Here is a 20685-nt window from a genome sequence, read left to right as displayed (position 1 = left end):
GTTTTTGTGTGAGGTACGGCAAGGCAGACCTCGCCAATCCACCGGCTTCTACCAAGTGCGGCTTTCCGCCTTAGAGCGCCCTCAGTGCCTGGGCGGGTTTCGCACGCAGCAGCGGCAGGGACCCGCCAACGGCAAAGACCAGAACCACGGCCAGCCCGAGGCCGAGTACGGCGAAGACCTCTCCCCAGTCGGGGAGCCAGTCGAATTCGAACAGCTGCGTCACCACCAGCCACGCGGTGAGCGAGCCGAGCCCGAGCGCGACGATCGCCAGCGCACCGGCCAGCAGCGCGTACTCCGCCAATTGCATGGTCAGCACCTGCCGCCGGTCCGCGCCCAGAACGCGCAACACCACCGTGTCATAAGTCCGCGAGGCGCGGGCTGCGGCTATCGCTCCCAACAGGACGGCAAGGCCCGCCAGCACGGCGACACTTGCAGCGGCGAGGGTGGCGAGTCCGACCTGTTCGAGGATCGTGCGGGCCTGCTGCAGCACGCCACCCACTTCGATCACCGAGGTGGAGGGAAATTCGCGCACCAGTGCCTGGAGCAACGGACCGGTCGGCGTGCCTTCGGTCAGCTCGATGGTCGCGGCAAGGTTGTGCGGCGTATCCGCCAGCGCATTGGGGCTGAGCACGAAGACATAGTTGAAGCCCATGCTTTCCCAATCGATGCGGCGGGTGCTGGCGATGCGCGTTTCGATCTCTGCGCCCAGCACACCGAAGGTCAGCCGGTCGCCGATTTCCAGCCCGGCTGCGCGCGCAAATTCCTCGTCCACCGAGACGAGCGGCTCGCCCTGGTACATCGAACCCCACCACTGGCCGCCGGTGACCTCGTTTCCGGGAGGAACTTCGTCGGCATAGGTCAGGCCGCGTTCGCCGCGCAGGGCCCAGGCCCCGTCGGGGATCTCTTCCAGCTTCGAGGTGCGGGTCATCGCGTCTTCGGGACCGAAGGCCAGCACCGATCCGCGGAGGGCCGGGACGGCGCGCACCTGCGCTTCGGCGTCCGTTTGCGCCACCAGCGCCTCGAAATCGGCCTGCCGGTCGCGTGGCACGTCGAGCACGAAATAGTCGGGCGCTCGTTCAGGTACGCGGCTCTGGATATTGCCGTCGATGCTGCTTTGAATAGCGGCAAGGAGGACGAAGGCGGCGAGGCCGAAACCCAAGGCGGTCACGAGCGAGCCGGTGCTCGAGCCGGGGCGGTGGATGTTGGCGAGCGCGGCACGCGCGATGGGACTCTTGGGGCGGGGAAGGGCACCTGCACCCTTGCGGATGAGCCAGCCAAGGAGCGCGAGAAGGCCCAGCACCACGGCGGCCCCGGCGAGGAAGCCGCCTGCCAGCATCGGGCGGCTCGATGTGACCAGCGCGAGCCCGACGATTGCCGCGAGGCCCGCGATGACGACGAGGATCGCCGCCTTGTCGCGCGCGAGCGGGGCGACGCGGGCGCGCATCAACGCCATCGCCGGGAAGTGCCGCGCGCGCATGAGCGGGGGCGCGGCGAAGACGAGCGCCACCAGCAGGCCATAGGAGGCGGCCAGCAGCAGGGCGCTCGGGTCGAATACGAAGCCCGCGTCGACGGGAAGCAGCCCCTTCAACGCGCTGGCGAGGATCGGGACGACCGCCACGCCCACCGCAAGCCCAGCTAGGCTTCCCACGGCGGAAGCGGCGAAGATCTGCAGGGCATAGACGCGCGCGATATCGCGGCTGTCGGCGCCCAGGACCTTGAGCGTGGCCACGGACTGGCGCCGGGCGTCGAGATAGGAGGAGACGCCGCCGCCAATGCCGATCCCGGCGATGACGAGGGCGGCAAGGCCGACGAGAGTGAGAAATTCGCTCATCCGTTCGACGAAGCGGTCGGTCCCCGGCGCGGCGCGTTCGGCGGTGTCGATGTCGAAGCCGGAGTCGGGGAAACGGGCCTCCAGATCTTCCTCCACCGCCTCGAGATTACGCGGCGCGGGGAGCGCCACGCGGGTCTTGCTCTGATACATCGCGCCCGGAGCCAGCAGGCCGGCGCGCTCCGGAAGGTCTTCGGCGACGATGATCGTCGGGCCGAGCTGGAAGCCTTCGCCCAGGCGATCCGGCTCATCTTCGATAATCCCGGCCACTTGCAGATTTTCGGTTCCGATGGCGATGCTATCGCCCACGGCCACACCCAGCCGGTCGGCCGCTCCGGGCGCGAGAAACGCCTCGTTGCCCTCCGGTGCGTCCGCCTCGCGGCCACCCTCGAGCACCAGCGTGCCATAGAGCGGATAGGCTCCGTCGACCGCCTTCAATTCGATGGGAGCGGCAATATCGTCCTTGCGCGCCATGGCCTGCAGGCGCGTTCCCGCCGACACCGTGCCGAGTTCCTCCAGCGCCGCGCGCTCATCGTCGTTCAGCGAGCGCTGCCACAGCTCGATCTGCACGTCGCCGCCGAGGAAAGCCTGCCCGTTGGCGGCCAGTTCGCGCTCGATCGCGGCGGTCAGCGAACCGATCGCCGCCAGCGCCGCCGTGCCGAGGAAAATGCACACGAGGAGGAGCCGCAGCCCCTTGAAGCGCGCGTTGAGATCGCGCCGCGCGATCCGCCAGGCGGTGGCCCAGCTCATGCGGCGGGCGCTTGCGCGGTGTCGCTGGCGATCCGCCCGTCGCCCAGCGTCAGCACGCGTTCGCAATGCTCGGCCAGTTCGGGATCATGGGTGATGACGAGCAGCGTCGCGCCCGTCTCCGCGCGGCGGTTGAACAGGAGTTCGACGATTTCGTGCCCGGTCGCGGCGTCGAGATTGCCGGTCGGCTCGTCGGCGAAGATGAGGTCGGGACGCGGCGCGATGGCGCGGGCGATGGCCACGCGCTGCTGCTCGCCGCCCGAAAGCTGTTGCGGGTAGTGGTCCAGCCGGTGGCCGAGGCCGACCGCTTCCAGTTCGGCCTTGGCGCGCGCCTGCGCGTCTTCATCGCCAGCCAGCTCCATAGGCGTGGCCACGTTTTCGAGCGCGGTCATAGTGGGCAGGAGGTGGAAGGCCTGCAGGACAATGCCGATGCGGCCACGGCGCGCGCGAGCCAGCTCGTCCTCGTTCAACGTGGCAAAGTCTTGTCCGGCCACGCGCAGGCTGCCGCCGGTCGCGCGTTCGAGGCCCGAGAGTACCGCCATGAGCGAGCTCTTGCCAGACCCGGAAGGGCCAAGCAGGGCTACCGTCTCGCCTTTGCTAATGGTGAGGTCGAGGCCCTTGAGGATTTCCACCGGTGCTTCGGCGGAACCCAGCGTGAGGCGCAGGTCGGTTGCGGAAATCGCGTCTTGAGAAGTCGTCACGCGGCTGCGATGGCAGAAGGCGGAAAAACGCACAAGGAAGTCCGCCGATGCGCCTAAGTAGTTTGTCGATGCCGCTGCTCGCCCTCAGCCTCGCCGCTTGCGGCAACGAGGCGCAGGAGGCGGCTCCTCCGCAAGCCGAGGCCAGCGAGGCGGCAGCTCCGGCCGATATCGAGGTGGAGGGCGTCGAACGGCGCATCCTTGCCGTGGGTGACAGCCTCTTTGCGGGCTATAACCTTGCCGAGCACGAGGGCTATCCCGAGCGGCTGGGCCGGGCCTTGCGGCAGGAGGGCATCAACGCCCGGGTGATCGACGCGGGCGTGTCGGGCGACACCAGTGCAGCGGGTCGCCAGCGGCTCGGCTTCGTGCTGGATCGTTTGCCCGCCAAACCCGATCTCGTCCTGCTCGAGCTGGGCGGCAACGACATGCTGCGCGGCCTTTCACCGGAAGAAACGCGCGCCAATTTCGAGGCCATGCTTGACGAATTGCAGCGCCGGGAGCTTCCCGTGCTGCTGATGGGCATGCGCGCGCCGCCCAATTACGGTCCGGATTACCAGCAGAGCTTCGATGCGATCTATGCCGATCTGGCCAAGGAGTACGGCGTCGGCCTGATCCCGTTCTGGCTGGAGAGCATCTACCAGTCGCCCGAGCTTTTCCTCGAAGATCGCATCCACCCGACCGCCGAGGGTGTCGACATCCTAGTGGCGGATACGCTGGACGATGTGCAGGCCGCGCTGCCGGAAGGGTGATCAGGCGCGGATTACGCGTCCGCCGGCAACTTTCCATACCGCGGCCTGGTCCGCGATGCTGTCGAAAGGGGCGATTTCGGTCCCTGTCATCCAGACCTGCGCACCGCTGGCGGCAAGCTGGTCGAACAAGGCAGCGCGGCGCACCGGATCCAGATGCGCGGCCACCTCGTCGAGCAGGAGGATACCTGCGCGGCCCTGCGCGGCCAGCCCGGCGTGGGCGAGGGTAATCGCCACCAGCATGGCCTTCTGCTCGCCGGTCGAGCTTTGCGCGGCCGGCACGCGCTTGGAGGCGTGGATGACTTCCAGCTCGTCGCGGTGGGGACCGGCCAGGGTGCGCTGCGCCGCCCGGTCGCGCTGCCGCCCTTCGAACAGCGCCTGCGACAAGGCTTCGGCGCTGTCGGCGCCGCCGGGCGCATAGGTGAGGGCGGGGCGGGCAAAGGGCTTGCTCGGCATATGGGCAATGCGCGCCATCAGTGTATCCACCAGCGCGGCGCGGCCTGCGATCAGGCGGCCGCCATGCTCCACCATTTGCGCCTCGATCGCATCGAGCCAGGCGCTTTCGGGCGGACGATCGTCCGACAGCAGCCGGTTGCGCTCGCGCAGGGCGCCCTCGTAACGCGCCGCGTGTTGGGCATGGGCAGGATCGAGCGCCAGCGCCATGCGGTCGATGAAGCGGCGGCGATCGGCGGCGGGGCCGGTGAAGAGCCCGTCCATCGCCGGGGTGAGCCAAGTCAGCGCAATCCATTCGCCAAGCGCCGCGGCGGAAGCGTCCGCGCCGTTGATGCGCACGCGGCGGCGCGAGGGCTGGGCGCTTTCGGAATAGGTGGCTAGCCGGACCGGCTCTCCCTCGTCGACCAGAAGGCTGGCACCGACGCCGAACCCTTCGTCCACGCCGTGCTGCACTATGTCGGCAAGATTGGCGCGGCGCAGGCCGCGTCCCGGAGCGAGCAGCGACAGGGCCTCGAGCACATTGGTCTTGCCCGCGCCATTCTCCCCCACCAGCAGGTTGAAGCGGGCCGTTGCGCCCAGTTCGGTCGCCTCGTGATTGCGGAAACGGGTGAGGGAAATGCGGTCGAGCATGGGGTGCGCCAGCCCTAGCGCGGAGCCGCTCAACCCACCAGCCGAAACGCCATATCCAAAATGTGGTGAAATTTCCCAACCTTTCGGATTGATTAACGAGGTCGGGGAGCGCTGTTAATCAGGAAATGGCGGATTTCTGCAGTTTTTCGAGTTTGGCACACACGTTGCAAGATGGTTGGTGTCCGCTGGATGGTCCGGCGGAGGGATTAGAAACAAAGGGATTTAAGACAATGTTCGCTTTCGACTTCGCCAACAACAAGGCTCTCGCTTCGGTCTTCGCTATCGGCGCTTCGGCCCTGATGATGGCCATGGCTATCGTCCCCGCTTCGCCTGCTGGCCTCATCGCCTGAATCCAGACACCCCATGTATTCGAAAGGTAACGCAATCATGTTCGACATCGACAAATCCGGCGGAAAGCTTCTCGCTGCCGTCTTCTCGCTCGCCGTCTCGGCGGTCTTCTTCGCCACGGCCATCATCCCTGCTTCGCCTAATGGAGTTCTCGCATGAGCCAGTTGAAGTACCGCGACAGCGACCACGCTGTCAGCCCCAGCCGCAAATTCCGCCTCGACCGGCAGAACGGCAAGCTGGCTGGGGTATGCTCCGGGATCGGCCGCTACTTCGGGATCGACACCACGCTGGTTCGCGTCGGCTTCGTCCTCGGCACACTGCTCGGCATCGGCAGCTTCATCCTCATCTACCTCGGCATCGCACTGATCGCAGATTGAACCGGGACGCGGGGGCAACACCGCGTCCCAAATCTCACATGGCCGAGATACCGCCGTCGAGCTTCAGCTCCGCACCGGTCATGAACTTGCTCTCGTCGCTGGCGAGATAAACCACAGCGTTGGCGATATCGTCGGGCTCTCCGACCTTGCGAAGGGGGATCTGCCGGGCGAGTTTGCCCATCAGCACATCTTTGTCGAGATTATGCGCCCGCGCCGTGCCATCGAGGATCGGCGTGTCGACGAAGGTCGGGTGCACCGAATTGCATCGGATATCCATGTTGTTCTTCGCGCAGTGGAGCGCGATGGATTTCGACAGCATCCACACTGCCGCCTTGCTGGAATTGTAGGCGGGCATGGTGTCGGAAGCGATCAGTCCCGCAATGCTGGAGATGTTGACGATCGATCCGGGCGTGTGCTCGCGCATCAGAGGCAGGGCCTTCTGGCAGCCGTGGAAGATCGAATCCACATTGACCGAGAAGCAGCGCTTCCAGTCGTCGAAATCGCAGGTCTCGATATTGCCGGCGACACCGATCCCGGCGTTGTTGACCAGCACGTTTAGGCCGCCAAGGTGCTCGCGCGCGGCGTCGACAGCGGCTTCCCAGGCCAGCGGATCGGTTACGTCGTGCGCGATCGCATAGGCCGTCCCGTCGCCCAGTGCCTCGTTGATAAGAGCCGCGCTCTCGGCCGCGCCGTCTCCGTTGACATCGGTACACAAGACTCGCGCGCCCTCTTCGGCAAGCCGCCGTGCATGCGCCCTTCCGAGCCCCTGCGCCGCGCCGGTGACCAGCGCCAGTTTCCCCTCGCAGCGACCTTTGCGTGCCTCGGCCATGCTCACTCTCCTTCGATAATGTTCTGTCCCAGCAGCAGGAGCATACGCACGTCCACGCCGCAACCTTCCTTGCGCTTGGCGTCGAGGAAAGCGGACAAGGCAGAGCGGGCCACGCGGTGGACCATAATGTTCTCGCCTTCCACCCCGCCGCCGTCGCCGACGCGTGTCAGGCCGCGCGCCCGCACCAGCGTGAAGCTTTCGCTGACCATGCCGGGCGAGGAATAGAAATGCCCCATGTCCTCGAGGTGCGCTGCGCGATAGCCGGTTTCTTCTTCCAGCTCGCGGCCCGCCGCGGCGAGGGGGTCCTCGTCCTCGCCGCCGTCGTCGTCGCCAACAAGGCCTGCGGGAAGCTCGATGCAAGTGCGGCCCAGCGGGACGCGGTATTGCTCCACCAGCAGCACGTGGTCCTCCTCGTCCACGGCGAGGATCACGGCAGCGCGGATGCCGCGGCTGCGCGAGACATATTCCCAACGTCCCCGCTTTTTCGCGGTGACGAACTTGCCCTGCCAGACGATCTCTTCGGGCAGGTCGTGGTCGGGTGCGCTCATCTCAGACCTCGATCAGGCGGTCGGGAAGTTCGTTCTCGTCGTGGTCGCCGCGCGGGAATTGCTCGGCCAGAACCTTGCCGACATCCTCGACCCCGGCCGCAAGCCCCTCGGCGATACGCCCGCGGCTGACATGGGCGAGCATGTCGACCATTGCCTCGCCCCAGATTTCAGCATGGACGAGACGCGCGATGGCATCGTCGGCCACGATCTCGGCGCGGTGTTCGCGCATGGAGAGATAGAGCAGGATCCCGGTGCGCCCATGCGTGCGCCCTTCGGCGCCCACCTTGAAGTGGCGCACGGCCTCTTCGCGCACACGTTGCGCGGTGACAGGCGAGGGGATCATGCGGAACTTGAGCGGCTGCCACAGCTGGATCGCCAGCATGGCCAGGAATTTTACAAGGCCTACCAGCAGCACCAGTGTCACGAACTCGCCCTGTGTCCAATCGCTCGTCCAGCCACCACGAAAGCCATCGATCAGGGACAGGAAGAAGTCGGGAAAGGCGGCGAGAACGCTCATGGCGGTAAAGCTCACCCCGATGGCCCACCACAAGGCAACATCGGTGTAGCCATCGGATCGGTCGGCCAGAACGGTGACGATCTCGCCGCTCGTGTTCTCTTCCGCATTGGCTACCGCTTGCGAGACGATGGCGTGTTCTTTTTCGCTCAAATATGCCATTTACCAGCCCCCCGAAGCGCCGCCGCCTCCGAAACTTCCGCCGCCGCCTGAGAAGCCGCCGAACCCGCCGCCACCAAAGCCTCCACCGCCGCCCCAGCCGCCGCGCGAGCCGCCATCGACGCCGCGCGCGATGGCCTTGCCGGCTTCCCATAGGATGATGTCGCGCGCCGTGTCGCCCCACGGACCCCGGCGATAGCGCCGCCGCCGCCCGCGACCGCGCAGCATCGGCAAGATGAAGAAGAAGAAAATGAAGGCGAACCAGATCAGCCCGCCGATGGGGAAGCCATTACCCTCGCTCGCGCGGCGCTGTTCCGATTGCTGCGCGACTTGTGCCGCTTCTTCGGGCGGGAGCTCTAGCTGAGCGATAATCCGGTCCGATGCCCAGTTGATGCCGCCGAAAAAATCGTTCTGGCGGAAATAGGGCTTCATTCCCTCGATATAGTCATAGGCAAGCCCGTCGGGGATGATGCCCTCGAGCCCGTAACCCACCTCAACCCTCATGGCGCGCTCGTTCGGTGCGACAATCAGGATGATACCATCGTCATTCTCGGCATCGCCCAGCTCCCAGAAGCGTCCCAGCTGGTAGCCGTAGTCGGCGATGTCGTAGCCCTCGAGGTCGGCAATCGTCGCGACCACGAACTGGCGCTCGCTGCGCTGTTCGAATTCGAGGAGCTTTCTTTCGAGCGCCTGCTCCTCGGCAGGTGTCAATAAGTCGGCCTGATCGACCACCGGGGAGTTGTTCAATGCCGGGAAGCTGGGCTGCGCGGCAGCCGGCACGGCAAGGCCGAGCACGACTGCCACGAGCAGCATCATACGCAAGAGCTGGGTCATCTGGTCTGTATGCGCTCTGTTATTCCGCGTCGCTGCGCATATCGATCTGCGGGGCAGTCTCGGCGCCCTCGCTCACGGCTTCGTAGGGCACCATGGGTTCGGCACCGTGGATGATGTTCGCGCCGATAGTATCGGGGAAGGTGCGGATGGTGGTGTTATACTGGCGCACCGCCTCGTTATAGTCGCGGATGGCGACCGAGATACGGTTCTCCGTGCCTTCGAGTTGCGTCATGAAACGACCGAAGTTTTCCTGGCTGCGCAGTTCGGGATAGCGTTCGACCGAAACTAGCAGGCGGCTCAGCGCAGTGCCGAGATTTTCCTGCGCCTGCTGGTACTGCTGCATCTTGGCCGAGTCTTGCAGGTCGTCGCCGTCGAGCTTGATCTCGGGGCGCGTGGCGGAAGCGCGGGCCTCGATGACCTCGTTCAGCGTCTGGCGCTCCTGCTCCGCCGAAGACATGGTCACCTGCTCGAGATTGGGGATGAGGTTGGCGCGGCGTTGGAATTGCGCCTCGACATCGGCCCACTTGGCCTTGGCGTTTTCTTCTGCGGCGGGGACCGAATTGATCCCGCAAGCCGACAGCGCGAGCGCGAATGCGCCCAGTATGGCAGTGCGAATGGCAATGATGCGGTTCATGATCGGTAATTCCCCTTCGAAAGACTGTCTTACCGAAATAGCACGCTTCTTCCCGCTTTCAAGCGAAGCAAGCCTTGAGGACGCGCCCCGGTCATGTCACTAACGCTGACGGGTTCTCAGGGTTGCAGGAGGGACTACTGATGCTGAAAGACTTCAAGGCCTTCATTGCGAAGGGCAATGTCATGGACCTCGCAGTCGCCGTCATCATCGGCGCGGCTTTCGGGGCGATCGTCAAATCGCTGACCGACGAGATTATCATGCCGGTTATCGGCGCGATTTTCGGCGGGGCGGATTTCAGCCGCTATTTCATCTTGCTCGACACGCCCGAGGGCTATGAAGGCCCGATGGACGATTACGCCGCCCTGCAGGAAGCGGGCGCCGCGATGATCGGCTACGGCAGCTTCATCACCGCTGCGATCAACTTCGTGATCCTGGCTTTCATCGTCTTCCTCTTAGTGCGCTACGCCAAGAAGGTTATAGCGGAGTTCGAGGAGAAGGAAGAGGCTGAGCCCGCCGGTCCGACCGAACTCGATATCCTCAAGGAAATCCGCGACGAGCTGCGCGCGGCGCGCCCGGACTACGCGCCCGAAGAAGGGCCGATGGGTTGAGAAGGCCCTCTCGCGGTTTCGCGAGGGGATACACTTCACATTAAGCGATTGGTCGCTATATGGGAGCTGCCGGTTTCGACCGGCTATGGCGATAAACTGCGCTGTGCAATAGGTACAACGGACCCGGGGGCAGTACCCGGCGGCTCCACCATAACCCGCGGATATCACGTGGTTTTTGACGGGGCCGAACTAGGATCGACGTGTGCTGAAAGACAGTGTTTTCGTCCGGGCTGAGTAACCCGTAAAACTGTTCACAACACACAAGTGCCAACGATAACGAAGCACTCGCTCTCGCAGCGTAATCTGACGGGCTAACGCCCTGATCTTACAAAGCTAAAGCGCGGTTGGACCCACCGGGCAACAGAAGCGGATTCCGGGGCTCCGGGGGTAGCTAGCAACAGAAACCCCCACCTAATTCCAGCATCAGGCACACCCTTTTTCTTACATTGTCGGGCGCGCGAGAGAATTGCGCGTGCGCTACCTAACCACCTGGACGGTAATTGCTTTGAGGAACAAATGTGCTGCTGCGCCATTCTCCTAGGCATCGATATCGATGGAGAGAAAAAAAATGAAAAAGCTTCTTACTATGCTCGCATTCGGCGGCACGATGATGCTGCTTCCGGCCTGCAATACCGTTGATGGCGCGGTGGAAGACGTAGAGTCAGTGGGCGATTGCGTCGACGGCGTCGAAGGCAACTGCTGAAAGCCAGTCTGAACCTAGCTCTAAACTCGGGCGCTGCCTTCGGGCGGCGCCTTTGTTTTAAGCGCCACGGTCAATGAACGGCTATGCAGAAATTCGAAGAAATCTCTAGATATCTGATCTGATCTGCTCGGCTGGCTCACTCTTCTTGCTATCCTGTTCGTAACGGATCGCATCAAGGATTTTGGCGCCGCCAAGAAACACCGCGCCAGCCGTAGCTGCCATGAGCAGCCAGCCGCCAACGCCGGGGTATTCGACGGTGTAGTGGGCGCCGCGGGTCATGGCGCCAAGGGCGAGGGCGTAGATGATCAGATAAGCTTCCCAGCGTGTCTTGATCACGAACAGCCTTTTGACCTTGGTCCACATGGGTGGGGCAGCGCTCCTCTTTCTTAGTTCCCGGCAGACCAACGGATCGCACATCCGCACGTTCCTGCCGAATCGGAGGGTTAAGAAAGAGTGTGTCGAAGGGGGACAGGAGAGTCGAGGTGGTTAAACATAGCGCACCCAACTCAAGCCAGACTGTCCAAGGATAGGACACTCAGCAGGGCCTCGCGCGCCTCGATCACGCGGACGGCCAGCGCCTCGCTGCCGATATCCTGCGGGTCGATGGTCTTCGGCCACATTTCCGCGACCACAGCTTCGATCCGCTGGGCCTTGGCCTCGTCGAGCATGAAGCGCTGGTCGACCGTGGCCGGGTCCGCCACCACGCGCAGGCGCAAACAGGCCGGGCCGCCGCCGTTGGCCATGGACTGGCGCACGTCGACGGGAATGACCTTCCGGATCGGGCCGTTGCTGGCGAGCATGCTTTCGCACCAGGCCCAGACAGTGGCGCTTTCCTGGCACTCGCTCGGCACCACCAGCGCCATTTCGCCGCTGGGCAGGGTGAGAAGCTGCGCGTTGAAGAGGTAAGTGCGGATCGCCTCTTCGAGGCTTACCGCGCTTTCGGGCACTTCGACCACTTCCAGAGCGGGGAAGGCTTCGCGGATCGCTTCGTAAGCGCCCTGCTGGTCGGCGAAGGCGCGTTCGTGGGTGAAGAGCACGCGTTCGTTCGCCACGGAGACCACGTCGTTGTGGAACGCGCCGGCTTTGATCGCTTCCGGGTTCTGTTCGATGAACACGCATTTTGCCGGATCGAGCCCGTGGAGGCGGGCAATCGCGCGGCTGGCCTGTTCGTGCTGGCGCGCGGGGAACTTGCCGCCCTGATTGCCCCAGACGAAGACCTCGACGCCCTTCGCGTCATGGCCCTCGCAAAAGCGCATGTGATTGGCCGCGCCCTCGTCTCCGAAGGCGGGGAGGATGGCATCGTGGATGGTGAAGTGCTCTTCGTCGCCGAAAGCGATCGCGAGCTGCGCCTGCGTGTCCTGCCATTCCTGCGCGCGGTGCGGCATGGTGACGAGGTTAGCAGGGGTCAGGTGGCAGCGTCCGTCCGCCGTATCGGGCGCAGGGCTGACGGTGGCGGCGTTGGCCGTCCACATGCTCGAGGCCGACCAGGCGGCTGCGAGCAACTGGCGCGGTGTGTTCTCATCGATTGCGAGACCACGGATGAGGTCGCCATTCGGGCGCGGAAGCGGCAGGAGGAAGCCCTGCGCAAGGCCCAGTGCCATGTTCGAGCGGATCTTCGCAATGCCCTGCAGCGCCGCCGCGCGGGGGTAGGAGGTGTCGCCCTTGTGGCTCGCGCTGGCGATATTGCCGAGGCTGAGGCCCGCGTAATTGTGGCTGGGGCCGACGATGCCGTCGAAATTGATTTCCACAAGGCTCATCGCGCAACGCTCCAGACTGTATCGCCCACGCCCACTTCCAGCGCTTTCGCGCTGATCTCGTCGATGCTGACGCTGCCATCCTCGCCGAATTCGCGCATGCCATACGCCGATTTGAACCCGCCCAATTCGCCACTCGCGATAAGCGCGCGCTCGCCAATGTCGAGATCGATGGCGCTTACCCTGGCGGGTTTCGCCTCCTTCACGCTTTTCACATTGTCGGTGCGCGCGGTCATCGAGGGGCCACCGTCGAATATGTCGACATAGCCTTCATAGGCGAAGCCTTCGTTCTCGAGCATCCGCATCGCGGCACGGCCACTGGGGTGGGGCACGCCGATGACCTTGCGCGCTTCCTCGCTCAGCATTTCGACATAGACCGGGTGCTTGGGCATCAAATCAGCGATGAACTGGTTGCCGTTGGTGGCGTTGAAATAGTCTGCTTCCTGAAAGGTCATGCCGAAGAAGCGGCCCGCCACGCCATCCCAGAAGGGGGAGCCGCCGCGATCGTCGATCACGCCACGCAGTTCGGCGAGGATGCGGTCGGAAAAGCGGCTGCGATGCATGGCGATGAAGAGATAGCGGCTACGCGCGAGCAGCAGGCCAAGGCCGCCGGCACGCTCGCCCGGGTGGAGGAACAGCCCGCCGACTTCGGAGGAGCCTTCGAGATCGGTGACGAGGCTCAGCAGTTCGGCGCGTACCGTGCGGTCGAGTTCCTGGCTGTGTTGTGTCAGCGTGTTGAGGCGGTAACTGTAAAAGGGCCATTGCTGGCCGACCTGGCTGAACACCTGGCAGGTGCCGCGGACCTGGCCGGTTTCGATATTTTCCAGCACCAGCGTGAAGATATCGTCGCCCAGCGTGTCCTCGGTGCGCGAAAAGGCCGCATCGGCGCGTTCGAGCTTCTTGGTCAATGCGGCCTTGTCGGCGGGCAGGTTGGTGAACCCGCCGCCGGTGAGCTTGGCCATTTCGTAGAGATGTTCGAGATCGGTAATATGCGCGGCGCGCAGGCGGAAGGTCACAAATGGTCTCCGGTGGACAGCTTCGACAGGACCAGCGCGCTCAGGGCCGCGCGTTCCCGCAGCGAAGGGACAATCATGAATTCGTCGGGTGAGTGAATGGCGCCGCCGCGCACACCCATCGTATCGACCACGGGCACGCCGGTGGCAGCGATGTTGTTGCCATCGCATACGCCGCCGGTCGGTTTCCAGCCGATGGTCTGGCCAAGCTCGGCGCCGCATGCCTTGACGAGGTCGAACAGGCGCTGGGCCTTCTCGTCGACCGGCTTCGGCGGACGGGTCACGCCGCCGTGGCGGTGAATGCCGACCTCGTGTTCGGCCTCGATGAGGCGCAGGACGGCATCGAGTTCGCCGTCGAAGCGGTTCATCGCATCGGTCGATTTTGGGCGGATGTTGAAACGCAGAATGGCAAGGTCGGGCACGACGTTGTTGGCCGCGCCGCCCTCGATCTTGGCAGGGTTCACCGTGATTTCTTCGGCCTCGAGCGCCTTTATCCGCAGCACGAGATCGCTGGCGGCGACGATGGCGTTGCGGCCTTCGTGCGGGTTGCGGCCCGCATGGGCGCTGCGTCCGGAGATTGTGATGGAGTAATTGCCCGTTCCGCCGCGCGCATGGGCGAGGGTGCCGTCGGGCAGCGCAGAGGGTTCATAGGTCAGCGCCGCGTATTTCCCGCGGGCCAATTCCTCGATCAGACCGCGGCTGGCGAGACTACCGGTTTCTTCGTCGGAATTGATCATCACATCGTAACCGACACGGGCAGAGCACTCCATCGTCTCGAAGGTCTTGAGCGTGTGGAGGATGATGTTGAGCCCCCCCTTCATGTCGGCGGTGCCGGGGCCGTTGATCGTCTCGTCGTCGAGCCATTTCACGTCTTGGAACGGATGGTCGACGGGGAAGACCGTGTCCATGTGGCCAGTGAGCACGAAGCGGCGCTCTGCCTCGGGGCGAACGCGCAGCACCATGTGCTGGCCATGCGGCTTTTCGAACTCGCGCCCTTCTGCGGAAATAGCGGTCACTTGCGCGGGATCGACAAGCTCCACTTCTCCGGGAAGGGCAGAGAAAGCATCGGCTAGCACGCCGGCCATTTTTGCAAGGCCTTCGATATTCGCCGTGCCGGTGTTGATTGCCGCCCAATCCTGTACTTCGGACAGCATTGTGTCCGCATCGATCGCGTCGAGAAGGGTTTGGGGGGCGCTATCCGGTTTCATCGGCAACTTCCTTAAGGCTCGCGCGGGGCAAGTCCACCCCGCGCCTTGCATTCGTCAACGGCTGGCGGCATAGGTCGTGCAACTCCTCCCCGGGTCCACATCGCTAATCGCTCGATAACCCTCAAGGAGTTCCATGACCCAATACGTGACCCGCGCCGGTATCGAAACCGATCCCGTCTTGGCGACCTTCGTCGAGGAAGAGGTGCTGGCGCCGCTCGGCCGCGACCCGGAAACCTTCTGGCACGGCCTCGCACGCCTGCTGGGCGAATTCGCCCCACGCAACGCCGCGCTGCTGGAAAAGCGCGAGGAGCTTCAGGCAAAAATCGACGCCTGGCATCAGAAGCGCGCCGGCCAGCCGCATGATGCGGACGTCTATCGCGCCTTTCTGGAGGAGATCGGCTACCTCGTCCCCGAGCCGGGCCAGTTCACCATTGGGACTGATAATGTCGATCCCGAGATCGCGACCATGGCGGGGCCCCAGCTGGTCGTGCCGATCCTCAACGCGCGTTTCCTGCTCAACGCGGCTAACGCGCGCTGGGGAAGCCTTTACGATGCGTTCTACGGCACCGACACGCTCGACGCGCAGCCCGCACGGCCCGGCGGCTATGACGAGGATCGCGGCGCGGCGGTGATCGCCGAGGGGCGCCGTTTCCTCGACGAGACGCTGCCGCTGACCGACCGGAGCTGGGCCGAAGTCGGAGGGCGCGACGACATCGTGTTGAAGGACGAGGGGCAAGTTGTCGGGACAACCGACAAGGGCCTCCTGTTCCGCAACAACGGCCTTCATATCGAAGTGCAGTTCGATGCCGAAAGCCCTATCGGCAAGTCCGACAAGGCAGGCATTTCCGACATCGTGCTGGAAGCAGCGCTGACCACCATCGCCGATTGCGAGGATTCGGTGGCGGCCGTCGATGCCGAGGACAAGCTTACCGCCTATCGCAACTGGCTGGGCATTATCCGCGGCGATCTGTCGGACAGCTTCGAAAAGGGCGGGAAGACGGTCACGCGCAAACTGGCCGCCGACATGACCTATACCGACACTTCGGATACGCAGCGCGCGCTTCCGGGCCGCAGCCTGATGTTCGTGCGCAACGTCGGCCATTTGATGACCAACCCGGCGATGCGCTGGGATGGCGCGGAGATTCCCGAGGGCATCCTCGACGCGGTGATGACCAGCGCGATTTCGGCGCAGGACATCGCGGGGCTGGGCACCTACGGCAACAGCCGCGAGGGTTCGATCTACATCGTGAAGCCCAAGATGCACGGACCCGAAGAATGCGCCTTCACCAACGATCTGTTCGATGCGGTGGAGGATTTGCTCGACCTGCCGCGCCACACGATCAAGGTCGGCGTGATGGACGAAGAACGCCGCACATCCGCCAATCTTGCCGCCTGCATCCATGCGGTGAAGGACCGGATCGTCTTCATCAACACCGGGTTCCTCGACCGCACGGGCGACGAGATCCACACCTCGATGCGGGCCGGACCGATGATGCGCAAGGGCGAGATGAAGAATTCTGCCTGGCTCAAGGCCTATGAGGCTCGAAACGTCGGTATCGGCTTGCGCCATGGCCTTTCGGGCCGCGCGCAGATCGGCAAGGGCATGTGGGCCGCGCCCGACCTGATGGGACAGATGATGCTCGAGAAGATCGGCCACTTGCGCGCGGGCGCCAACACGGCCTGGGTGCCGAGCCCGACGGCGGCCACGCTGCACGCCATCCACTATCACCGCGAAGATGTGTTCGCGATACAGCAGGGTCTCGGCGAGGTGCCGGGCCTCGGCGACCTCCTCACTATCCCGCTCGCCGAGGGTACGAATTGGTCCAAGGAAGAAATCCGCGCAGAGCTCGACAACAACTGCCAAGGCCTGCTCGGTTACGTGGTGCGCTGGATCGATCAGGGTGTCGGCTGCTCCAAGGTGCCGGACTTGGGCGATGTCGGCCTGATGGAAGACCGCGCCACGCTGCGCATTTCCAGCCAGCATATCGCCAACTGGCTGCTCCACGGGGTGATCACCGAGGATCAGGTGATGGATTCGCTGCGCCGGATGGCCGCCAAGGTCGACGAACAGAACGCGGGCGATCCTTTTTACGAGCCGCTGCTCGGGAACGAGGACGGCCCGGCCTTCAGCGCGGCCAAGGACCTGATTTTCAAGGGCGTGGAGCAGCCCAGCGGCTATACCGAGCCGCTGCTGCACCAGTGGCGCCTGCGCAGGAAGGCGCAATGCTGAACGTGGCATCAAGCATATCGTAAATCTTTGTGGCTAGGCAGGCAGGATAAGAAAGGGATCGCCAGACTTGCCCGCCGCAGATTTGAAACAACGCCGCGAGGAGCGGATCGACCTGTTCGTGCGCGCCAGCGTGCACTCGCAACCCGGATCGGGCGTCGTGCGCCTGTGTAACATGTCGCCGATCGGGGCGCTGATCGAGGGCGAGACCCTGCCGCTTGTGGGCTATGAGGTCGAATTGCGCCGCGGCGCGCTGTGTGTGCCCGGCAAGATCGTCTGGCGCAGCGCCGACCAAGCGGGCGTGTCCTTCTCCCAGCGCACGGTGGTCGAGGACTGGTTCCCCGATACGGAGCCGCAGCAATCGGTCGACAACGCCTTCCAGCGCCTGATGGAGGAAATGCGGGAGCGCGGTCCGGTGCGCGAAAGCAAAGCGCCGTTGCACAACAGCTACATCACCGCCGACGACATGCACCGCGTAGCCGGTTCGCTCGACGACCTGGCCGACACCTTGTCAGAAGACATGGACCTCGTGATGCGCCTGACCGAGGAGTTGCAAACACTCGACATCGCGGCCCAGCTGCTCCGCAAACTGGCCCAACAGGAACGTGCCCGACTAGGTTAGCGCGCGGGCGAGAGCGACGAATTCCTCGATCGAAAGTGTTTCTGCGCGTCGTTGCGAATCGATGCCGAGGGTTTCGAGCGTATCGACCGCTCCTGCCACGCCCTTCAAACTCTGGCGCAGCATCTTGCGGCGCTGGCCGAAGGAGGTTTCGGTGAGGCGCTCGAGGACCTTTGCCGACACGCCTTCCGGCATTGCGCCCGGTTCGACGTGGACGATGGCGCTCATCACCTTGGGCGGCGGGGTGAAGGCGCTGCGGTGGACTTTCATCGCCAGTTTCGCCTGCGCGCGCCACTGGGCGAGCACGCTAAGGCGCCCGTAGGCCGAAGTGCCGGACTTGGCGACGATCCGCTGGGCGACTTCCTGCTGGAACATCAGCGTGAGCGAAGTCCACAGCGGCGGCCATGCCTCACCCCCCATCCAGCGTGTGAACAGCGCCGTGCCAACGTTGTAGGGAAGGTTGGAAAGGATGGCGTAGGGCTCGCCGCCCATGATTGCGTCATGGTCCAGCTTCAGCGCGTCGCCGCGGATCACCTCGAGCTTGCCGGGATAGGCCTCGCCCAGTTCGGCGAGAGCCGGCAGGCAGCGCTCGTCCATTTCGATGGCCGTGACTTCGGCTCCGGCCTTCAGCAGCGCGCGGGTCAGGCCTCCCGGGCCCGGACCGATCTCGAGCACGCGCCTTCCGGCAAGAGCGCCGGGCAGCGCCGCGATCCGGTCGAGCAGTTGCTGATCGAAGAGGAAATTCTGCCCCAGCGCCTTGCTGGCGGAAAGCCCGTGGCGCGCGATCACTTCGCGTAGAGGGGGAAGGTCAGCCATTCTGGGCGCGCCGGTCGGCCATCTCGCCCGCAAGTCTCAGGGCGGCGATCATGGCGCCGGGATCGGCCTTGCCCTTGCCGGCGATATCGAAGGCGGTGCCGTGATCGGGGCTGGTACGAACGATGGGCAGGCCCAAAGTGACATTTACCCCCTCGTCAAAATCGAGCGCCTTGAGCGGGATCAGCGCCTGGTCGTGATACATGGCGATGGCGGCGTCATAGGACTTGCGCGCGCGCGGGGTGAACAGCGCATCGCCGGGGTGTGGGCCGGTAATGTCGAGGCCTTCCTTCTCCAGCTCGGCGACGGCCGGGCCGATGACGAATTGCTCCTCGTCGCCAAAGCGGCCGTCCTCGCCCGCATGGGGATTGAGGCCGCAAACGGCGATGCGGGGGGTGTCGATCCCGAAATCCTTCCGCAGCGCTTCGTGCACGATCCGGGCGCGGTGGAGGATAAGGTCCTTGGTGATCAGCTCGGGGACCTCGGCCAGCGCGCAATGCACGGTGAGCGGAACCGCGCGCAGATTCGGGCCAGCCAGCATCATGACCGCATCCTCGCGCGGGCGACCGAAGGCGTCGGCGAGGAATTCGGTCTGGCCGGGCTGGGTGAATCCGGCCTGCGCAAGGTGGCTCTTGGCGATGGGTGCGGTGACGAGGCCGCGAGCCTCGCCCATGGCGGCCCGGCTGGTGGCCTCAACCAGCGAAAAGAGCGCCAGCCGCGCTCCGCTTTCTTTAGGCTTGCCGGGGGTATAATCCGCATCGTCCGCGCCGAGCACGGGGAGGGCGTGGTCCCACACCTCGAGCGCTTCGGCAGGCGTAGAAACCCGCTCCACCGGAACCCGCAGCGCGCGTGTCAGCGCGGCGGCGGCCAGCACCTGCGCGCCGCCGACCACGAAGAAAGCGGGCACAGCGCGCTTTTCACGCTGCGCCCAACCTTCTGCAATCAGTTCCGGCCCGATTCCCGCCGGATCGCCGAGAGAGACGGCGAGGGGAAGCGGGGCGGCGCTCAATTGTATTCGATGTAGGCGTCGTTGCGCAGGTCGCGCAGGTAACGCTGGGCAGCCTTGTTGATGCGCTCATCCTCGATCTGCGCCATTAGCTCGTCGAAGTTCGGGCCTTCGCTGCTTTCCGGATCGTCACGACCGCAGAGCATCAGCACGCGCACGCCTTCCTCCAGCGAACCGAAGGGCGGCGTCGTCTCGCCGATCTGGAGCGAGAGCATGATGTTCTGCAGCTGCTCCGGGAGGGCGCGGGCACGAATCTGGTCGTTGGTCACCACGCTCGCACCCAGCGAAGAAGCGATTTCATCGGCGCTGCCGCAGCCACGCATGGTTGAAACGCCTTGAGTAAAGGCATCGAGCTTCTGCTTGTTGACCTCGGGCGCGGCCGCCGGATCGAAGTCGATCTGGATCTGCTTCAGGCTGAGCATGGCGTCACGTGGGTCGGCCATCAGGACCTGGCGCTTGTCGCGCAGGTAGACGATCCAGTAGCCGCCGGGGATCTTGATCGGACCCACGAGTTGGCCGGCTTCCATCTGTGCAACCACCGTCTCGAGCTGCGGATCGCCGAGCTGCGCGAGGTGGATCCAGTCGAGATCGCCACCCACGGCTGCAGTCGACGCCTCGGAGAACTGGCGCGCATAGGCGACGAAGCTGCCGCCTTGGCGCAGCTGTTCCATGATCTTCTGCGCGTTGGCCTGCACGGCGGCATCGTTTTCCGGTGTGGCGGACATGAAGATTTCCCACAACCAGTACTCATCCGTACCCTTCGCGGCTTCGAGCCGTTCCATCAGCTCGTTGACCTCTTCGGCCGACACGTTGACGAAGAACGAGACTTTCTGGCGCAGCAGGCGCTGCCATGCGAGCTCGCCCCGGATCTGGCGCTTGAGCGAGGCGCTCGAAGAACCGATCGAGGCGAGATAATTTTCCATGTCCTCGGGCCGCTGGTTGTTCTGTGCGGCGACGCGGGCGAAGGTCTGCTCCACCTCGGCATCCGAAATGACGATTTCTTCTGCTTCGGCCGCCTGGATCTGCAGCGTTTCGTCAATCAGATTGCGCAGCACCTGCGCTCGCACGCGCTGCAGTTCCTCGGCCGGGATTTCGGTCTGGTTGGCATTGACCAGCAGCGCGAGGCGCTGATCGAGGTCTGTGCCGGTGATGACATAGCCGTTCACGACCGCGGTGGCCTTGCGGACATTGGGATTGGCCGTGGCGAGCATGGTCGGCTGGGCGGGCAGGCCGAGCGGGTCGGCTTGCGGGGCAGGGCCCTGCGACTGAGCGGTGGCAGGGGCAGCAACGGCCAGCCCCATGGCAGCGGACAGGCCCAGCAGTTTCGAAACGATAGTTGCGTTCACGCTTGTATTCCCTTGCGGCGCGCAAATGGCGCCCGAATAGGCT

General features: G+C 64.6%; 23 protein-coding genes and 1 other RNA gene. 9 read left to right on the top strand and 15 right to left on the bottom strand.

Annotation, left to right across the window (positions count from 1 at the left end):
* Positions 1-70: 70 nt before the first annotated feature.
* Together ED21_RS09735 and ED21_RS09730 are read right to left on the bottom strand one after the other, a co-directional pair.
* Positions 71-2578 carry an ABC transporter permease gene (locus ED21_RS09735; protein WP_006833717.1) on the bottom strand — a complete coding sequence of 836 codons (2508 nt, stop codon included), beginning with the start codon at positions 2576-2578 and terminating at the stop codon, positions 71-73.
* The gene (locus ED21_RS09730) at positions 2575-3309 is read right to left on the bottom strand and encodes an ABC transporter ATP-binding protein (protein ID WP_233995732.1); all 735 of its coding nucleotides are present in this window, start codon (positions 3307-3309) and stop codon (positions 2575-2577) included. Before ED21_RS09730 ends, ED21_RS09735 begins: the two co-directional genes overlap by 4 nt.
* A gap of 35 nt (positions 3310-3344) precedes the next feature.
* Here ED21_RS09730 and ED21_RS09725 point away from each other — a divergent pair, with 35 nt between their 5' ends.
* Positions 3345-4022: an arylesterase gene (locus ED21_RS09725; protein ID WP_006833715.1), complete on the top strand. Its 678-nt coding sequence runs from the start codon at positions 3345-3347 to the stop codon at positions 4020-4022.
* Here the strand turns inward: ED21_RS09725 and recF are convergent, their stop codons facing one another.
* A complete protein-coding gene (gene recF / locus ED21_RS09720) occupies positions 4023-5102 on the bottom strand; it encodes a DNA replication/repair protein RecF (protein ID WP_006833714.1) in 1080 nt (359 codons plus the stop codon). It lies immediately after the preceding gene.
* Positions 5103-5332: 230 nt separating this feature from the next.
* Between recF and ED21_RS15145 the strand changes: the two genes are divergently transcribed.
* From ED21_RS15145 to ED21_RS09715, 3 genes are read left to right on the top strand one after another with little or no spacing between them, the layout of a single operon-like run.
* Positions 5333-5452: a hypothetical protein gene (locus ED21_RS15145; protein ID WP_006833713.1), complete on the top strand. Its 120-nt coding sequence runs from the start codon at positions 5333-5335 to the stop codon at positions 5450-5452.
* Between the two features lie 37 nt (positions 5453-5489).
* Positions 5490-5609: a recombination protein F gene (locus ED21_RS15140; protein ID WP_156787430.1), complete on the top strand. Its 120-nt coding sequence runs from the start codon at positions 5490-5492 to the stop codon at positions 5607-5609.
* The gene (locus ED21_RS09715; RefSeq protein WP_006833711.1) at positions 5606-5827 is read left to right on the top strand and encodes a PspC domain-containing protein; all 222 of its coding nucleotides are present in this window, start codon (positions 5606-5608) and stop codon (positions 5825-5827) included. The genes ED21_RS15140 and ED21_RS09715 overlap by 4 nt, the downstream gene beginning before the upstream one ends.
* A gap of 34 nt (positions 5828-5861) precedes the next feature.
* Here ED21_RS09715 and ED21_RS09710 read toward each other — a convergent pair whose 3' ends face one another.
* Genes ED21_RS09710 through ED21_RS09690 form a run of 5 tightly spaced genes read right to left on the bottom strand, consistent with a single transcriptional unit; the run spans position 5862 to position 9345 of the window.
* Positions 5862-6656, bottom strand: a complete 795-nt coding sequence (locus tag ED21_RS09710; protein WP_006833710.1) for an SDR family oxidoreductase — start codon at positions 6654-6656, stop codon at positions 5862-5864.
* Positions 6657-6658: 2 nt separating this feature from the next.
* Positions 6659-7204 (bottom strand): NUDIX hydrolase, encoded by a 546-nt coding sequence (locus ED21_RS09705; protein ID WP_006833709.1) that lies wholly within the window; start codon positions 7202-7204, stop codon positions 6659-6661.
* A gap of 1 nt (position 7205) precedes the next feature.
* On the bottom strand, positions 7206-7880 hold the full coding sequence (locus tag ED21_RS09700; protein ID WP_006833708.1) for a TPM domain-containing protein: 675 nt from the start codon (positions 7878-7880) through the stop codon (positions 7206-7208).
* Positions 7881-8711: a YgcG family protein gene (locus tag ED21_RS09695; RefSeq protein WP_006833707.1), complete on the bottom strand. Its 831-nt coding sequence runs from the start codon at positions 8709-8711 to the stop codon at positions 7881-7883.
* Between the two features lie 19 nt (positions 8712-8730).
* Positions 8731-9345: a LemA family protein gene (locus ED21_RS09690; RefSeq protein WP_006833706.1), complete on the bottom strand. Its 615-nt coding sequence runs from the start codon at positions 9343-9345 to the stop codon at positions 8731-8733.
* 140 nt (positions 9346-9485) lie between these two features.
* Between ED21_RS09690 and mscL the strand changes: the two genes are divergently transcribed.
* From mscL to ED21_RS15425, 3 genes are all read left to right on the top strand, one after another.
* On the top strand, positions 9486-9953 hold the full coding sequence (gene mscL / locus ED21_RS09685) for a large conductance mechanosensitive channel protein MscL (protein ID WP_006833705.1): 468 nt from the start codon (positions 9486-9488) through the stop codon (positions 9951-9953).
* A gap of 30 nt (positions 9954-9983) precedes the next feature.
* Positions 9984-10329: a transfer-messenger RNA gene (ssrA, locus tag ED21_RS15135) on the top strand.
* 192 nt (positions 10330-10521) lie between these two features.
* Positions 10522-10656: a hypothetical protein gene (locus ED21_RS15425; protein ID WP_006833704.1), complete on the top strand. Its 135-nt coding sequence runs from the start codon at positions 10522-10524 to the stop codon at positions 10654-10656.
* A gap of 105 nt (positions 10657-10761) precedes the next feature.
* On the opposite strand, the gene ED21_RS09680 is transcribed toward ED21_RS15425, so the two are convergent.
* The 4 genes from ED21_RS09680 to ED21_RS09665 all read right to left on the bottom strand — a co-directional run bounded on the left by ED21_RS09680 (position 10762) and on the right by ED21_RS09665 (position 14631).
* Entirely contained in the window at positions 10762-11019 is a 258-nt protein-coding gene (locus ED21_RS09680) for a hypothetical protein (RefSeq protein ID WP_006833703.1), read from the bottom strand.
* Positions 11020-11162: 143 nt separating this feature from the next.
* The gene (locus ED21_RS09675) at positions 11163-12413 is read right to left on the bottom strand and encodes an N-succinylarginine dihydrolase (RefSeq protein WP_006833702.1); all 1251 of its coding nucleotides are present in this window, start codon (positions 12411-12413) and stop codon (positions 11163-11165) included.
* Entirely contained in the window at positions 12410-13426 is a 1017-nt protein-coding gene (locus ED21_RS09670) for an arginine N-succinyltransferase (RefSeq protein WP_006833701.1), read from the bottom strand. The genes ED21_RS09675 and ED21_RS09670 overlap by 4 nt, the downstream gene beginning before the upstream one ends.
* A complete protein-coding gene (locus tag ED21_RS09665; protein WP_006833700.1) occupies positions 13423-14631 on the bottom strand; it encodes a hydrolase in 1209 nt (402 codons plus the stop codon). The genes ED21_RS09670 and ED21_RS09665 overlap by 4 nt, the downstream gene beginning before the upstream one ends.
* 133 nt (positions 14632-14764) lie before the next feature.
* On the opposite strand from ED21_RS09665, the gene ED21_RS09660 reads away from it, so the two are divergent.
* Together ED21_RS09660 and ED21_RS09655 are read left to right on the top strand one after the other, a co-directional pair.
* Complete coding sequence (locus ED21_RS09660) at positions 14765-16861, top strand: malate synthase G (RefSeq protein ID WP_006833699.1); 2097 nt, start codon at positions 14765-14767, stop codon at positions 16859-16861.
* Positions 16862-16928: 67 nt separating this feature from the next.
* Positions 16929-17480, top strand: a complete 552-nt coding sequence (locus ED21_RS09655; protein WP_006833698.1) for a PilZ domain-containing protein — start codon at positions 16929-16931, stop codon at positions 17478-17480.
* On the opposite strand, the gene rsmA is transcribed toward ED21_RS09655, so the two are convergent.
* From rsmA to ED21_RS09640, 3 genes are read right to left on the bottom strand one after another with little or no spacing between them, the layout of a single operon-like run.
* Positions 17472-18293 (bottom strand): 16S rRNA (adenine(1518)-N(6)/adenine(1519)-N(6))-dimethyltransferase RsmA, encoded by an 822-nt coding sequence (rsmA, locus tag ED21_RS09650; protein ID WP_006833697.1) that lies wholly within the window; start codon positions 18291-18293, stop codon positions 17472-17474. The genes ED21_RS09655 and rsmA overlap by 9 nt on opposite strands.
* The gene (gene pdxA, locus ED21_RS09645; RefSeq protein WP_006833696.1) at positions 18286-19299 is read right to left on the bottom strand and encodes a 4-hydroxythreonine-4-phosphate dehydrogenase PdxA; all 1014 of its coding nucleotides are present in this window, start codon (positions 19297-19299) and stop codon (positions 18286-18288) included. Before pdxA ends, rsmA begins: the two co-directional genes overlap by 8 nt.
* Entirely contained in the window at positions 19296-20642 is a 1347-nt protein-coding gene (locus ED21_RS09640; RefSeq protein WP_006833695.1) for a peptidylprolyl isomerase, read from the bottom strand. The genes pdxA and ED21_RS09640 overlap by 4 nt, the downstream gene beginning before the upstream one ends.
* Positions 20643-20685: the final 43 nt, after the last annotated feature.

The organism is Erythrobacter sp. SD-21 (assembly GCF_000181515.1).
Taxonomy (GTDB): Bacteria; Pseudomonadota; Alphaproteobacteria; order Sphingomonadales; family Sphingomonadaceae; genus Qipengyuania.
The sequence above is the reverse complement of the archived record's forward strand: the minus strand, read 5'-3'. Positions and strand labels throughout refer to the sequence as shown.